Origin of the sequence: Vibrio sp. RM-69-4 (assembly GCF_024743775.1) — a bacterium.
Lineage (GTDB): Bacteria > Pseudomonadota > Gammaproteobacteria > Enterobacterales > Vibrionaceae > Vibrio > Vibrio anguillarum.
The window spans coordinates 222,161-239,011 of sequence record NZ_JAMQXI010000017.1 but is presented as its reverse complement, the minus strand read 5'-3'; the positions used below and the strand labels follow the sequence as shown (position 1 = coordinate 239,011).

11 protein-coding genes are annotated in these 16,851 nt (G+C 44.8%); 3 read left to right on the top strand and 8 right to left on the bottom strand.

The genetic code is table 11. The annotated features are described in order from the left end of the window. Nucleotides 1-150: 150 nt before the first annotated feature. From NB504_RS02225 to NB504_RS02215, 3 genes are all read left to right on the top strand, one after another. Nucleotides 151-1,089 carry a DUF3943 domain-containing protein gene (locus NB504_RS02225; protein WP_258428170.1) on the top strand — a complete coding sequence of 313 codons (939 nt, stop codon included), beginning with the start codon at nt 151-153 and terminating at the stop codon, nt 1,087-1,089. Between the two features lie 202 nt (nt 1,090-1,291). Then, complete coding sequence (locus tag NB504_RS02220; protein ID WP_013857004.1) at nt 1,292-1,804, top strand: glycine cleavage system protein R; 513 nt, start codon at nt 1,292-1,294, stop codon at nt 1,802-1,804. A 359-nt stretch (nt 1,805-2,163) separates the two neighbouring features. After that, nucleotides 2,164-3,774 carry a methyl-accepting chemotaxis protein gene (locus NB504_RS02215; RefSeq protein ID WP_026028013.1) on the top strand — a complete coding sequence of 537 codons (1,611 nt, stop codon included), beginning with the start codon at nt 2,164-2,166 and terminating at the stop codon, nt 3,772-3,774. Nucleotides 3,775-3,828: 54 nt separating this feature from the next. Here NB504_RS02215 and nspC read toward each other — a convergent pair whose 3' ends face one another. From nspC to NB504_RS02175, 8 genes are all read right to left on the bottom strand, one after another. Further along, nucleotides 3,829-4,962, bottom strand: a complete 1,134-nt coding sequence (nspC, locus tag NB504_RS02210) for a carboxynorspermidine decarboxylase (protein WP_017047688.1) — start codon at nt 4,960-4,962, stop codon at nt 3,829-3,831. 64 nt (nt 4,963-5,026) lie between these two features. Next, nucleotides 5,027-6,271, bottom strand: coding sequence for a carboxynorspermidine synthase (locus tag NB504_RS02205; RefSeq protein ID WP_017044304.1), 1,245 nt, complete (start codon nt 6,269-6,271; stop codon nt 5,027-5,029). Between the two features lie 16 nt (nt 6,272-6,287). Then, on the bottom strand, nt 6,288-9,176 hold the full coding sequence (locus NB504_RS02200; RefSeq protein ID WP_258428169.1) for a pyridoxal phosphate-dependent class III aminotransferase: 2,889 nt from the start codon (nt 9,174-9,176) through the stop codon (nt 6,288-6,290). A 545-nt stretch (nt 9,177-9,721) separates the two neighbouring features. Beyond that, on the bottom strand, nt 9,722-10,867 hold the full coding sequence (nhaA, locus tag NB504_RS02195; RefSeq protein WP_026027720.1) for a Na+/H+ antiporter NhaA: 1,146 nt from the start codon (nt 10,865-10,867) through the stop codon (nt 9,722-9,724). A 280-nt stretch (nt 10,868-11,147) separates the two neighbouring features. Further along, nucleotides 11,148-12,281, bottom strand: coding sequence for a lipocalin-like domain-containing protein (locus tag NB504_RS02190; RefSeq protein WP_258428168.1), 1,134 nt, complete (start codon nt 12,279-12,281; stop codon nt 11,148-11,150). Further along, on the bottom strand, nt 12,282-14,735 hold the full coding sequence (locus NB504_RS02185) for an FtsX-like permease family protein (RefSeq protein ID WP_013857012.1): 2,454 nt from the start codon (nt 14,733-14,735) through the stop codon (nt 12,282-12,284). Next, nucleotides 14,716-15,387, bottom strand: coding sequence for an ABC transporter ATP-binding protein (locus NB504_RS02180; protein ID WP_013857013.1), 672 nt, complete (start codon nt 15,385-15,387; stop codon nt 14,716-14,718). Before NB504_RS02180 ends, NB504_RS02185 begins: the two co-directional genes overlap by 20 nt. 123 nt (nt 15,388-15,510) lie before the next feature. After that, nucleotides 15,511-16,830, bottom strand: a complete 1,320-nt coding sequence (locus NB504_RS02175) for an MATE family efflux transporter (RefSeq protein WP_405054798.1) — start codon at nt 16,828-16,830, stop codon at nt 15,511-15,513. Between the last annotated feature and the right edge of the window lie 21 nt (nt 16,831-16,851).

The following is a 16,851-nucleotide window of genomic DNA, read 5'->3' as shown; positions in this document are numbered from 1 at the left end:
GTGTCCTTTTATGTACGCTTACAGGTGTGCTATCAATCAATACGGCAGAGAATAAAGTGCAATATATAACGCTTTGAATGCTATTTTTCTCATAAGTTTCCTTATTTACATAATTTGCTGTTTTCATCACCGCCGCTTTAATAGATAATTGTGATTCTGATCATTAAAAACAAAACTTTGGAGCCCTCCGTGTCAAAGAAAAGCATCATACCATTGATGTTATCGTTTTCGGCTTGTGCTAGTGCCACTGCATACGATTTCAACCAACACATTGAGTTTTCCTATACGGTCGACTGCAATCAAATTTCTTGTTTTAATAACGATCCGAATATTTACCAATCGAACTCTCCATTTTTAGCAAGCTTAGCAGAGTCGCAACCGCTAAACCTTGAAGAGCCCGCGCTGCCTAAATATCTTACCGTGCAAGATACAAAAGACTGGGACTATCTCAAAGGCCAAACCTACACCATCTTAGGATTAAGCGTAGCAACCGTTGGTTTAATGACATTTTTGCCTGCATCCATTACCAAATGGGATGAAGAGGATCGCAGCATAAGCGGCATAGGCAGTAAATGGAAAGATAACGTATCATCCGGCCCCACTTGGGATAGAGATGAGCATTATCTCAACTACATTATGCACCCCTACTTTGGCGGCGTTTACTACACAGCCGCAAGACATGCTGGATTTAATGAGTTTGAATCTTTTCTTTACTCCGGTGTTATGTCGACTTTCTTTTGGGAATATGGCGTAGAATCGTTTGCCGAGATACCGTCATGGCAAGACTTATTTATTACGCCCTTTTTTGGTGCGGTTGTCGGTGAGCTGATGTTTGAAGCGGAACAAGATATTGTTACCACAGGTGGTGAAGTGTTGGGTTCATCGACTCTGGGTGATGTCACACTTTTCTTCCTCAACCCTGTTGGACATATCCATGGCTGGGTATCAAATGCTTGGGGAGGCAATGCCGAAGTAGAATTTAATGGCACACCTTGGTTTGGTAACCAAGATGCCGCAAAGTTTGCTTTGGACTCAGGCGCTAGCTATGATTCGCAATTTTATGGCCTTAATCTCAAAGTCAGTTTCTAAAAAACAGGGCTAAACACAAGGCCAATGCCTAAAGCCAAGGCTATTTTTGTGGCCCAAGTATGAATACTGACAAGCAAAAGACTGCGTAAATGTAAAAAATTGACTCTCATCAAGTCTTATCTAAGATAGGCCTCTACACTGAAGTGAAAGGAATTCAAGATCAACGATTTATCTTTCGTTAGCTTGCTATGGGAGGCCTATTATGAACAGTACATTTATCGTCAATTTCGTCGGCAGTGCAACACCAGCCACAATTAAACATCTTGCCGCGATCACTCATGAAAATGGTGGAAAATGGTTAATAAGTAAAGTGAACTTTATTGAAAACCAAGTAGCTGCCGTCATTAAAATAGAGTTACCGACCTCAAATGCCGTTATCGTTCAACAAGCATTTAGAGAACAACCCGATCTTCTGGTGCAGATTGTTGATTCTGACGTACATCAACACGAAAAAGAAACAATTTACCAACTGCGGATTGATGCAAACGACCGTGCAGGCATCGTCAACGAAATCACCCACCTTCTTGATAATCAAGGTATCAATATTTTAGATATGGATTGCCAACGCGTTTTTATTGCGGGTGGCGGTGGTGTCAGCTCAAGTTTATTTACCGCCAACCTAGCCATCAAACTCCCTGCTGCGATACAAATTGAAGACGTAGCCGATGAGCTTGAAGCGCTCAGTGAAGATACGCGCGTGATATTAGAAGTGTAATCTCGCTTACGCCCCCGAAAAAAGGAAGCTGATGCTTCCTTTTTTATCGACCTCACTATCTATTAAGTAAGATTAAAGTTGTGATTCAGTTAACAAAATCAACTAATTGCATTCGCGAAATGACGACCATATTCCAATATTAGAGAGCGGGTAACCATAATTAATCTAAGCCTGCAAATCCTAGATGCCGAATAACTTGAAGACGCCGTCAGATGGATAAACGGATGATTACTAATGAGTATTAACAAACCTTGTGACTCTGGCAATCAAACGTAACCAACATCACGGTAACCTCAAGTACAACAGGTAAACCAATATGCCCAGCAATAAGGTTGGGTTGTTTTAATGGTGGTAACGTCATGTTGAAGCTTGAAAATATTAAGGTCAGCTACAAGCTGACCGCTATTATCGCGGTTGCAATTGTTGGCTTATTGAGCTTACTGTTCATTGCAACTAGCGCGCTGAGAAGTAACTTAGTCGTAGAGCGTGAAGCGAGGTTGAACGCAGTTATCGATACTCTCCTCTCACAAATCTCACACCTTCAGAAAACACTCCCCGAAGACGAAGCTAAATCACAGGCGAAGATACTCATCAACAACACACGTTTTGACAGCAACAACTATCTTTTTGCTATCGATGAGTCTCGTTACACCATTGCCCATCCGATTCGCACTGATTTGGTTGGCAAACAAATGGGAAGCCCAGGAAAAGATACGCAAGGCGAGTTTTGGTTCACTATGGTTGAACTTGGCAAAAATGGTCAACAAGGCACGTTGACATATCCTTGGCAGACTAACAGTGGAACACCCGCAGAGAAATTATCGGCAGTCCACGGGTTTGCGCCGTGGCATTGGATTATCGGCTCAGGCATGCTCATCAATGACATTGAAGAGGCAATCAACAAACAGATCCTCAAGATGGGAGGAGCGACATTGGCAGTTGTGTTTGTGATGGCAACGCTTGGGGTGGTCATCAGCCGAGCCATCATTATGCCGTTAGAGTCAATTAAAGAAGTCATGAAAAAAGTGGCAAGCGGCGATTTAACCGCACAAGTCCCAGTAATGGGAGAAGATGAGATTGGCATTGTGGCATGTCGTATCAATGACAGCGTAAGCGCAGTGCGTTTAGCATTAATCGAGTCGGTCACCTCAGCAAACCTGCTTGCAGAGGCCGCCATTCGCATCGCTTCTTCTGCGGAAGAAACTAGCCAAGCGGTGACCAGCCAACGTGACCAATTAAGCCAGCTCGCAACCGCGATGAATGAAATGAGTGCGACTGTTGCCGATGTTGCAGGCCATGCAGAAGAGACCGCAAGAGACACATTGGATGCCAGCAAAGAAGCCGGCTTAGGCGATAAAGACGTACATTCCAGTGTGGACAGCATTAAAGCGCTCTCAAAAGAGCTGGAAGTGGCCACTGAGCAAGTGCACAAACTCAAAGAAGGCGTGATGCAAATCAGTGAAGTGACCACAGTGATCAGCGGCATTTCTGAACAAACCAATTTACTTGCACTAAATGCAGCGATTGAAGCCGCACGTGCTGGAGAACAAGGTAGAGGATTCGCAGTGGTCGCCGACGAGGTCAGAAATTTAGCTAGCCGTACCCATCATTCCACTGACCAAATCCAAACCACCATTAACCGCTTACAGCAACTGGCCGTTAGTACATCAAACGCGATGCAAAAAAGCCAAGATCTCGCTTATAACAGTGTGGAGCGGGCAGAAAATGCAGGCAGCGATCTTTCCTTGATCGTCAGTCATATTCAGCATGTGAGTGACAAAGCAATTCAAATCGCCACTGCGGCAGAAGAACAAAGTGCAGTGGCCGAAGAAATGAACCGTAACGTCAGTGGCATTAACGATTCAGCATTGGAGATGTCACAATCGGCAAACTATTTGGCAGAAGAGAGTGAAACCTTGGCCGCTCTTTCACGCCAATTAGACGAAAGAATGAAAAGCTTTAAACTCTAAGGTGTGATTTTACAAAAATAGGCCTCACCCACTGTATGGTGAGGCCTATTGTCATCAGTTTACCGACCATTGAGATAATGAACGTTTAAAGTCTTCATAGCCAAATTCATTCAGTTTCTGAAGCTCTCCTGTACTGCGTTGACAATACACGGAAGGCATTTTAAGGCCATTAAACCAATTCAATTTCACCATGGTATAGCCCGCGCTGTCCATGATATGCAACCGCTGGCCAATCGATAATGGCTGTTCAAATGAAGCCACACAAAATTGATCACCCGCTAAGCAAGAACACGAACCAATGACATACTCATGTTCACCGTCCGCACTCGCTTCTAAAATAGCCGCAGGCTCTTTGTAAATCAGTGTGTCTAAACGATGCGCTTCAGTTGCCGAATCAACAATCGCTGTTTTCATGCCATTTTCAACGATATCGACGACAGTCACCACTAAATCAGCCGTTTTCGTGATGATCGCCTCACCCGGTTCAAGATAAAGCTGAACCTGATGCTTTTCTGAAAAGGCCTTAAGCGCTAATGCTAATTTTTCTAGCGGATAACCAGGCCAAGTGAAGAACACACCACCGCCTAGGCTGACCCAATCTAACTTATCCAGATATTGGCCAAAACGCTCAGAGATCGAATCTAATAACGCAATGAACGCATCAGCATCTTTGTTCTCACAGTTCATATGGAACATCACGCCATTGATAGTATCGAACACTGAGTTATCAATATGGTCTGTTTGAACACCTAAACGAGAAAACTGACGTGCGGGATTGGCAAGATCTTGCCCAGCGTAACTCACGCCGGGGTTTAAACGTAAACCCAATGACGCCTTGCCTTCAACTAAATGACGGTAAGCGGCCAACTGGGATTGCGAATTAAAAATCATTTTGTCGCAAATATCGGCCACTTCTTTAACATCAGCTTCACTGTAGCCAACGCTATAGGCGTGAGTTTCACCACCAAACGTTTCGTAACCTAATTTTACTTCAAATGGGCCACTGCTGGTTGTGCCATCTAGGTAAGGTTTGATGATGTCAAACACTCCCCAAGTAGAGAAGCATTTTAAAGCTAAGACGAGTTTGACGCCCGACATCTCTTTGAGCTGCTTCGCGATTTCTAGGTTCGCGATCAACTGTGATTCATCAATCATAAAATAGGGCGTTTGGAGTTCGCTTTTTTGCATCTATTTATCACTCTCAAATTGAAGAAAGCCGACACATCTGCATCGGCTTAACTATCGAAAACTCTTATTTTAGAATTTTAATCTCTGGTTGCCCGATATCGAGCTCTTGAACATGCCAATCCAAACCTAATTTCGGCATCGTTTCTAAAAACAGATCAGGGTCAAGCTGCTCTAGGTTAAACACGCCCGCTTGTGCCCAATGCCCTTGGAAATACTGCAATGCCGCAGTAATGGCAGGAACGCCCGTGGTGTAAGCGATGGCTTGGTGCTCTACATCATGGTATGCCACTTCATGGTCTGCATTATTGTAGATAAAGACACTGCGCTGTTTACCATCCTTCCAACCTTGCACCCAAGTACCAATACAAGTCAGGCCTTTGTAACCAGGAGCCAAAGAGGTTGGGTCTGGCAGCATCGCTTTAAGCACTTGAAGTGGTTGAACCACAGTACCATCTTGCAGCGTCAATGGGTTTGGACTCAATAAACCAATATCACGCATGCAATTGAAATAGTTGAGATAACGATCGCCAAAACCCATCCAAAATTCAATACGTTTGGCCGGAATAAACTCTTTCATCGAACGCACTTCATCGTGCGACATGGAGTACACCTTGTGCTGGCCGCACTGAGGAAAATCAAATTCTAGCATTCGTGAATGGCAAGGAACACGCTGCCACTGCCCTTCTTCCCAATAGAAAGAGTCGCCTTGAATCTCTAACATATTGGTTTCTGGATCAAAGTTAGTCGCAAATTTCTTGCCGTGATCGCCTGCATTAATGTCCATCACATCAATACTGTCGATTTCGTCAAAGAGGTGCTTCACCGCATACGCGGCAAACACGCTGACCACGCCCGGGTCAAAACCAGCACCGAGAATGGCGGTAATGCCTGCTTGCTTAAATTTTTCACGAAATGCCCATTGAGGATCATACGCTTCAGGCACTTGTTGACCTTCAGAGCAAAGGTCAACAGCAACCGATGTATCTAGATAGGAAACCTTGGCTTGATAACATGCTTCCATGATTGGCACGTTTACCCAAGGAGGGCCAGCGTTGATCACAAGATCAGGCTGGACTTCTTTAATTAATGCAACTAACGAGGCTACGTCATCCGCCTTGACGGTGCGTGCCTCAAGTTTTTTAGTTGGATCTTTAAGGTTATTTTTTCCTTTGATCGATTCAATGATCTTCTCGCACTTTTCAAGAGTACGAGAAGCAAGAACAATATCACCGAGTATGTCGTTGTTTTGGGCCGCCTTATGTGCGACAACCCAGCCAACGCCTCCCGCGCCAATTTGTAAAATAGACATGGTTGTTTGTATTCCTTTATACCTTGGCTAGCTCAGAGGCTAGTACTTCAATCTTATTAAGTAATGCTTTGAAATCTGACAGTTGTAAGCATGGGTTTAAAATGGTGAATTTAAGCGCTGTTTTGCCATCCACAATCGTCTCGCCCAACACCGCGACACCACGTGTCAATGCTTCTAAACGCAACGCTTTGTTCAACTCGTCAAAATCTACCGCTTGTTTATCCACGGAACGGAATAACACGGTGGAGAGCGCAGGCTCTGCCAAGAGTTCAAAAGCATCGTGATGCTGAACTAAATCTGCCACTTGCAGTGTTTGTTCTAGCAGATGATCGTACATTTCACCCAAAGCATTAGGGCCTACGTTTTGCATTGTCATAAACACTTTCAATGCATCAAAACGCTTGGTCGTAGAAATAGATTTATCCACCAAGTTTGGCAGTTCATCATGTTCACGGTTAAGGTAATCCGCATGATGCAGTAGATACTTGAAGTGACTTTTATCTTTGAGCAACACCGCGCCACAACTGATCGTTTGGAAGAACAATTTATGGAAGTCGACGCTGACCGAGTGCGCACGCTCAACGCCCTGCAAACGTGCTTTATGGCTACTTAGAACCAATGCGCCGCCGTATGCTCCATCCACATGCATCCATAGATCATGTTGCTGTGCTACATCCGCGATCGTCGACAGATCATCAATCGCACCGTGATCCGTTGTGCCTGCTGTTCCAACAATAGCGAATGGAATAAGACCTTCGGCTTTCGCTTGTGCAACAACCGCTTCCAGTTTGGTGACATCCATTGTGCCGTTTGGATTCGCATCAACCGCCAAAATGGCTTTCTCGCCCAACCCCATCCAAGAGGCCGATTTTTGCACGGTGAAATGCGATTTTTTCGAGCACACAATACGCAGCTTATCGGCATACTCAGGTAAGCCGAGCTTTTGAATAGAATGACCACTTAATTTATCGGCAATCCAATCACGAGCTAACATTAAACCCATTTGGTTACTTTGCGTGCCACCACTGGTGAAAATACCATCCGACTGAGCGCCGAGTTCGTATTTCTCACACATCCAATCAATCACTTTCTGTTCAACATAGGTAGCAGAAGACGATTGATCCCATGAGTCCATGGACTGGTTTAATGCACCAATCATCGCTTCAGCCACTACTGATGGCATCAAGGGTGGCGTGTGCAGGTGAGCAATACAATCTGGGTGTTGAACGATAATGGAATTTTTGGCTACCAGATCTGCCATTTCAGAGATCACATCCTTCAATGGCGCATTTTTGTTATCCAAATCTACTGCGTAAATCGCTTCTTCAAGCTGCTTTGGATCCAAACCTGAATAAGGCGCTTTGGCTTGTTCAAAAACAGCTTTCATCGCAGAAGTGGCATGGTTCATCACAGCGGCAAATTCATTGCTGCCCATTTCACCAGTTTGGATAAAATGCTTCTTCCACGCTTGATTTTCTGGCTCTGGATCTTTCTCGCCGCCACCTGCGGCTAAAATCGCCGCTTCAAGAGTGCGCAGGGCAAAATCGATCTGCTCGAATGAGATGATAATCGGTGGTAAGAAACGAATAACGGATCCTTCACGGCCACCTTTTTCAACCATCAACCCACGCTCAAGTGCTGCGCGTTGGATAGCGAGTGTTAATTGACCATCGGCCATTGGCTCGCCAAATTTGTTCATTTCACCGTTTGGTTTACGAATCTCGAGGCCGAGCATCAAACCTTTGCCACGAACTTCCGCAATACAATTCACGCGGCGTTGAATCGCTTCAAGACCTTGGCGTAGGTACTGACCCGCGACATTAGCGTGTTCAACGAGGTTATCACGTAAAATAATTTCTAACGCTTTCGCACCAGAAACCATGGCCAATTGGTTACCACGGAACGTGCCTGTATGCTCACCCGGTTTCCAAGTATCGATCTCTTTCTTGAACACAAGAATAGACATTGGTAGACCACCACCAATGGCTTTAGATAAGCAAAGAATATCAGGACAAATGCCAGACTCTTCAAATGCAAAGCGGTAACCCGATTTACCTACACCACATTGAATTTCATCGAAAACTAATAAAATACCGTGTTCATCACAGATACGGCGTAGCTCACGCAGCCAGAATGCTGGAGCGGGAATGACGCCACCTTCACCTTGAACAGGTTCAACAATAATGGCCGCCGGTTTCATGATGCCTGCTTCGTCATCGTTCAGCAGACGTTCGATGTAGCGAATGCTCGCTTTGGCACCTTCATCGCCCCCTAAACCAAACGGGCAGCGCAAGTTGTATGGGAATGGCATAAAATGCACATCCGACATTAATCCTGTGCGACGAGCTTTAGTATTCAGGTTGCCCATCATGCCCATCGTTCCGTTGGTCATACCGTGGTAAGCACCGCGAAACGCAAACATGGTGTTACGACCCGTTGTCTGCTTCACTAGCTTGATAGCCGCTTCAACGGCATCCGCACCAGAAGGTCCACAAAATTGAATCGCGGAATTTTTTGCAAACTCTTCAGGCAAAAATGCTTTTACTTGCTTGATGAATTTGTCTTTAGCGTGCGTTGTCATATCCAATGTCTGATATGGCAGACCTGAATCTAACTGCTCTTTCAGTGCTTGATTGATCTCTGGATGGTTATACCCAAGCGCCAACGTTCCCGCGCCCGCTAAGCAGTCGAGGAAAATTTGTCCGCGCGTATCTTCTACTAACGCACCATAAGCTTGCTTGATGGCAATCGGTAGACGGCGTGGGTATGAACGAACTTCAGATTCATGCTCAATTTGATCGAGTAGAATTTGGTCCGGTGTGAGATCATAAATACCTTCAACAACAGGTACCTGAGATGAAAAAATGTTTGCGATAGTGTTATCGACTTCAAAGGCTGTGCTCATTTCCCTTCCCCTTGAATGTGAAAATTTCCGTCTATTTCCTTGGTTTGGTTTGAATATAAGGAAATATGACATAGCAATAAGCTCCGTATTAGCCAAAAGGCAAAAACGGAAATTGGTTCATCGTCTTCGATGAAAGATTACTAAATCAAAGAATCAAGGTTCGGTGATAGAACTGTCTTCAAGCACAGGGCATAGAGGAAGTACAAAGCTGATTAACGTCAGTGTGTTAAGTGATGATGAGTTCAATGTTGGGTTTCCCATTCACATGCAGCTCCCGCTGCAAGAGTATCCCGTCTATCAACAAAAGGACTTGCTGATACCTACCCTACGTAATGTCACAATCAGCCTGAATGGTCATTACGCGTGTCCCCCAGAAGCTACTGTCCGAGATTGGTGCGAAAAATATCAAAAAATAATTACGCTGGCAATAATTTTCAATAAATCGATAAAAACTTAAATTTTCTATTGATTAAGAATATTGATAAATCAAATGGTTAGTTTATAAAATGAATCGGCCCTCGTATTACGGAGGGCTGATTATATTCTTATGCGTTTTTTGGCAAAGATAAACGAAGCAATATATAGCCTACAATCGCGGCAGTGGTTGAGCCCATTAATATACCGAGCCGTGCAAACGTATCAAATTCAGCATTGGTCGGTCCAAAAGCCAATGACGAGATAAAAATCGACATTGTAAAGCCAATACCACATAGCACTGACACGGCAAAAATATGCTTGAAATTGATCCCTTCAGGCAATTTAGCGACACCGAGTTTCACCGCAGCCCAACTGAAGGTAAAAATACCCAATGGCTTACCAATAAATAGGCCAAGAGCCACGCCCAAAGGCAACATTGACGTGAGGCTAGATACGGAGATCCCTTCCAGTGAAATCCCGGCATTGGCAAATGCGAACAATGGCAGAATACCAAAAGCGACATACGGGTGTAGCGCATGCTCAAGATGCTTTAGCGGAGAATATTCGCCTTTATCACCTTTCAGCGGAATAGCAAAACCAATCACTACACCAGCCAAGGTTGCATGAACACCAGATTTAAGTACGGCAAACCATAAAATCGCACCGACAATTAAGTAAAGGCTGATTTTGGTAACATGCTTGTTGTTTAGTATAAAAAGCACACCAGTCATTAAGAAACCGACGGTTAACGCAATGGTGGAAAGATCACCGCTATAAAATAGCGCAATAATGACCACAACCCCTAAGTCATCAATAATCGCAAGCGCCAGCAAGAACACTTTTAAGCTGATCGGAACACGTTTACCCAATAGCGCCATAATACCTAGCGCAAACGCAATATCAGTGGCCGCTGGGATCGCCCAACCTTGAATCGCTTGTGCATCACCAGCCGTAAACAGCACGTAAATTAATGCTGGAGCAAGCATGCCGCCGACGGCAGCAATGGCTGGGAAAATAGCCGTTTCTTTGGATTTAAGAGCACCTTCCAACAATTCACGTTTGACTTCTAAACCAATCAACAAAAAGAATACGGCCATTAAGCCATCATTGATCCAATGCGACACTGACATTCCAAACACGTAGGAATGTAAAAAAGATTGGTAAACATCATTTAGCGGTGAGTTAGCAATCATCATTGCAATTGCAGCAGCAATAACCAGCAAAATACCACCTGCTGATTCCATCTTGAAAAAGTCGCGAATCACATCACTCATGATATCGTCCTTATAGTTATGCATGTTAATAAACCATTAACAAATGAATATGACAGAGTTTATACAGTAGCTGATAGAAGTAAAAATCGCTTGTTCAGATATTAAGAATCGGAATTTCCGAGTCAAGTATAACAATACAACGTATATTCCTTGGTTTTCACTATTTTCCCATTGTTGATTAGTTTTCATGTATAACAATTTTACAACAAAATAAAAAAGGTTCACAAAAACACAAAAGGCCAAGAACAACTTGACCTTTAGATTCCGCAAATATTTGAACTTAGTTGCTCGTTAGTTGCATGAAACCCGTCACCTTATGACTACCATCGGTGATAATGGGGCCTTCCCAATAAGGGATCAGAAAGGGTGACCACAAATCGCGATTCACCGCTTTCGTCACCAGATGAATATTATATTTAGGGATGTTTACCACCCATTGTAACGGGATGTCACGCTCATTCTCCGACGCGGCAGAAACGACAGGAACTAAATCAATTTCATCAGCAGATAGTGCGATCGTGGTGCCCGAATCTTTCACAATTGCCCCAAACAAATAGGGCTCTTGCTGAAAATAACGATAGCGATTAACCAATAAGGTTGTTTTGCTATCGAGTTTAACGAACAACTTATCCCATCCCTGTTTAGCGTTAGGCAGTAGATTATTACCCCACTCCTTGCTCAGCCATGCATTACCTGTAACTTGAATAGGTTGAGAGTTAACACCTAAGTTGAGCACACCTTTGACCTGCAAAAACGGTGCTTGGAGACTATATGAGGCTAAAGAGAGTGAATCATGCTTTTTTTGGTATCCCTGCTGACCAGGTAATACAAATGGCCCGGAAAGGTTATTTTTTAATGAGAGTGAAAACGTGTCCGTCGCTACGTCTAATACTCCAGGAAATGGAGTCGTCCCCGGTGCGCGCCAGTTCCAATTATCAATCCACATTTTAAACGGTTTTAATTCTAAGCCGGCTTGACCAATTCCGCCCCGCGCAATCCGCTGTTCACGCCAGACTTCATTCTTTGCAGAGATCACCACATAAGCAAGATAAAGCTGAGGACTAAGCCATCCATTGGCATCTCGAGCTTCATTAGCGAGACGAAAATAACTCCACTGGATCCCATATTGCTGCCCATGTTCATCACTGACATTCGCAAAGTAATGCCACCACTCATGTTCAAAACCTTGATGAAAATTGAAATCTTGAGGAAGTCGTACCGAGCGATTAGGAAGCACGAACTCGAACGGGTGCTCTTTCGATATTGATGATGTATCCATTTGCTTAGAAGCTGTTTCAGAAACGGCATATTCTGAAATCGTTTGCTGTGCCTGCCAATACTGGTGCCACGAATAGAGGCTGAACAATACAGCAATCAACAAAGAGCACAAAAGTACGAGGTATCGTTTCATCATTTATAACGCGTCTCTAAATGAGCTAATCGGTGGCCTTCTGACCAAACGAATAACCGGGATTGCACCTGCGCACATCAAGGTCACCATCGCCCATGCTGCCGTTTTCAAATACTCCCCGGGGATCAACTGCAGTTGGATTGTCCAACCAAAGGATTGTTTAATCACGATGTCCACCACAAGACGAGCGAGTGCAAGCCCTAACGGCATTGCAATCACGAGCGCTATCGCCCCAAAAACACACAACTGCAAGCTGCCAATCACCACCAGCTCTTTACCAGAAACACCCAAACAACGCAGTAGCGAAACATGTCGCTGGCGGGAAACCTCTCCGGCTAACGTAGCAAAGAAAATACCACACACGGCAATCAACAAAGTAATACGCCCGAGCGTATCGGCGATGGCAAAGGTTCGGTCAAACACCCGCATCGCTTGAGTGTGGATGTGATTGTTATCAAAAATCCGCTCAGGGCCCAACCTAAATACCGATTCTAGTCGCTTCTTTAATCCTTGGTCATTCACACCTTCGTGCAAAACCACTCCTAGCGCCACATTTCCCGTACTGGCAAACGCAAATAACCAATTTTGGTGTGACAATAAGACTTGGTGGTAAGGGTTACCATAATCGTAATACACCCCCACGACTTGCCACTTTTGGCCCAAAGGCTCAGAAAGGTCAATAAAATCACCAGGCTTAATGCCTAATTTAAGCGCCATGGATTCACTGATCATCAAACTCTTTGAATGGTGTAAATCATACCAATAGTTAGGAACAGCGAGTTTAACCGTCAACGAGTCTAACTCACCATCGGAGATACCCGTGCTGACCACTTGCAATGCACCTTTGTCAGTGGCGAAATCTTTTTCCCAACGCCACCAAACATCATTGACCTCAGGCTGCGCTTTCAACCAACTGCTCATTCTTGATGCCGAACTGTTGGTAGGATAGACATAAATATCGGCCGCTAAACGTTGGTTTAACCATTTTTCAGTAGTGTCTCTAAAGCTACCAACCATGGTTTCAATGCCAATATTCGCCGCCATAGCAATCATAAATGCCATAGTTGCGACACCGCGATAGCTCATACTGGCCGCTGCATCGGCAAAGAACCAACGCGCTTTTACCCAAGCGAGTGAATAGGAAAAACTGTTGAAGAGCGTCCAAATAAGATAAGGCGTAAACAGCGCAACACTGAGTAACATCAACGCAATAATTGCAAAACCAGAAAGTTGCGTTTGTGGAACTTGATACACGGCAATCGCCGCGACAGTCAATGCGCAAGCAACAAGGGCTTGCAGGCGAAATTCTGTGCCAGCAAATCGAAGCAAAGAGAGACGAGCCGAAAGACGAATAGGCTGCGATTTTAGCAACCGGACGAGGGGCCAAGCGCACGCCGCAAATGCACCAATCAACGCCATGGCTAAACTGTAACTACTCCACTGCCAATTCCAGCTAATCGATAAACCGACATTAGCATCATACAAGTCACCCAAACTGGCTGAAACCGCTGGGATAAGTTGATTGGCCAATAATAACCCCAATCCGTTACCGCATATCCAGCTAAGCAGGACCATGCCAAACAACTCAATCACCAATGCTTGGGTAAGCTGCCAGCCAGAAACGCCCGCTTGCCGTAATAACCCGACTAAAGGTTGGCGCTGGATTAAAGATAAAGACATGGCTTGGTAGAATATGAATAGCCCGACCAAAAATGCCAACATACCCATTGCATTGAGATTGAGATGAAAAGCACGCGTGAGTGATTCCAGCTCAGTGCGAGAACTACGGACTAGCGTCAAACCATTAGGTAAATTATCTTTTAGTCTTTTCAGTTTCTCTGGCGGCATATCACCACAAGCAATAACAGATAAGCCCGAACTTTTCTTGAGCATACGCACCAAGGATAGATCCGCAATAACGCGCGTGCCGTTGATGAGATCTTGTTGATCGATCTGAATAGGACCTAACTTTGATTCATCATCAAGCACGATAAAATCACCCGTTTGCCAACCTTGGAGACGAGCGAGATCAACACTCACCAAAATAGGATACGGCGGATTCATCAATGATAATGTCGAAAATTCCGATAGAGGAAGGCCACTATTGGTTGGCAACATCGCGACGGGATCAAGCCCAATCAGCGAAATATCCGTGCCATTTTTTGTCGTCAAACGATGGTTTTCAAAAGGAGCGCACTGAGAAAATCCATCACGGCGCAACTGAATATAGAAACCTTGGGGGATTTTATTGGCAATATGCTTGGAACGAATACGATAAGGTAATGGATTAGAAAACAGCTTTTCGCCATGTTCATAACTTTGACGAGCATGCTGGTTGATGGCCGTCACTCCCACCAACAATGAGACGCCAAGCGTTAAACCCAGCCATACTAGAATGATTTGTAAAGGATAACGCCGATAATGACCAAGTAGCGCCTTAACTACGGGCCATAACATGCAACAACCCTCCTTGTAAACGTACGCGACCATCCATATGCTGCGCGACTTTTTCACTGTGCGTCACCAATAATAACGTGCAATCCAACTGGCGAGTTAAGGTCGTCAATAAACGCATCACCGCCTCGGCATTACGCTCATCAAGACTACCGGTTGGTTCATCTGCTAATAAAATCTTAGGCTCCATGTACAAGGAGCGCGCGATCGCAGCACGCTGCTGCTGCCCACCAGAAACCTCTTCAGGGTATCGGCCTAGCAACGGCATTAAATCAAGCGAAGAAAGAATTTGACGCAGTAAACCTTGGTCTTCCGGCATTCCTTTCAACTGACGACAAAAGCGAATATTATCCGCGAGATTGAGGGTGGGAAGAAGATTAAACTGCTGAAAGATATGACCAATGTTATTTCGGCGATAAGCGGTACGCTTATTTTCTGACGTGTCATGCATGGCAAAACTTGGAAACCAAATTTCGCCAGAGTCGACAATATCTAATCCGGCAATAAGGTTGAGTAATGTACTCTTACCCGAACCACTTTCACCCATCAATGCGATTTGGTCGCCTCGGTTTAATGTTAACTCTGCCCCCTGCAGCACGGGATGAAATTCATCGCCATCTAGATAGCCTTTACACAGGTTGGTCAGCTGTAACATCAAATCGCTCGCAATCGACTAAAATTGGATTGTGAATCTACACTAATTCTCCTGCAGTAGAAAGCATTTTGGATACCGGATCACATTATGTGCATCAAATTGCACCACCTAACTGCGTTGTGTCTAATTTTCAATCAAATTTCGCATCCACTTCTTGCTTTTCATTCGATAAAGAGAACCGCCCCATTTAATCAACTCTTCAACGAGAAACAATAAATAGATGGCTTCAGGCTTAGCACCAAGCACAATCGCACAAAATGCGGCTAACGGAATACCGATCAGCCACTGCGCGACTAAATCTTGATAAAGACAAAACTTTACGTCACCGCCAGCTCGCAACACGCCAACAATCACCGTCATTGGAATGGAACGTAAAATGATGCCAAGGCTCAGTATCACGATAAACTCTTCAGATAAAGCACGGGTTTCATCCGTCAAGGCGGTGAAAGAGTTCAGGATAGGGATCTGCACCACATACAAGGCGGCAGCGACGATCACGCCTACAAGAAGGCTGATGATAGTTAAACCTAAGGCTTGATAATAAACAGCATCGTACTGCTTAGCGCCAAGTTGGTTACCGACTAAAACCGCAGCCGCATTCGACATCCCAATCAGTAAACTCAATGAAATCGATTCTACTGGCGTCATCACCGATAACGCCGCTAACCCTTGCACACCACTCTGCCCCATGATGGCATGATAGACAAATAAACCGCCTGCCCATGCTAGGAAATTAAAGGTAGTTGGCAACGAAAGCTTCAAAAAACGAGAAATGGTAGGCCATTCAATGATGGCTCGGATATCGTCAATTCCAAACGCTAACAGATGTTTCTTGGCATAGAGGTAACCGTATAAACACGCAACTTCAATAAAACCACTGAGCACGGTAGCAATCGCCGCACCTTCGATTCCCATCGCGGGAAAACCCAATTTTCCGAAAATCAGCACCCAGTTTAAAAACACGTTTGAAACAATACCGATACCGCTAAAAAACGTGCTGAGCCCCGGTTTATGCATCGCTCGCAGCCCTACCGCCATGCTACTGACGCAAGCTACAGCAAACATACTGAGTGAGGTAATAACCAAATATTGGCTACCTAGCGCATTAACGGTCTCTGAATCCGTGGTTAGTGCCATGATTTGACTTGGAAACAGTAAAAATAGTGCCACCGTCATTACAGCAAATAGGTTAGCGACTAACCACGTAAGTGCCGTACTTTCTCGCACGCCCTGTTTGTTTCCTGCGCCCCAATACTGAGCTGTTAACAGTGCGCCTCCGGTTGTCACGCCCACTAGCATGATGGTGGTGACAAAAGTTGCTCTAGCGGCAACGCCTACCGCAGCAATTTCAGCCTCACCTAATTGCCCTAGCATCAAAACATCCACTAGACCACGGCTAGAAAACATAATACTTTGCAAGGTGATCGGCAGAGCGATAGCCATTAAGCGACGGAAAAAATCGCC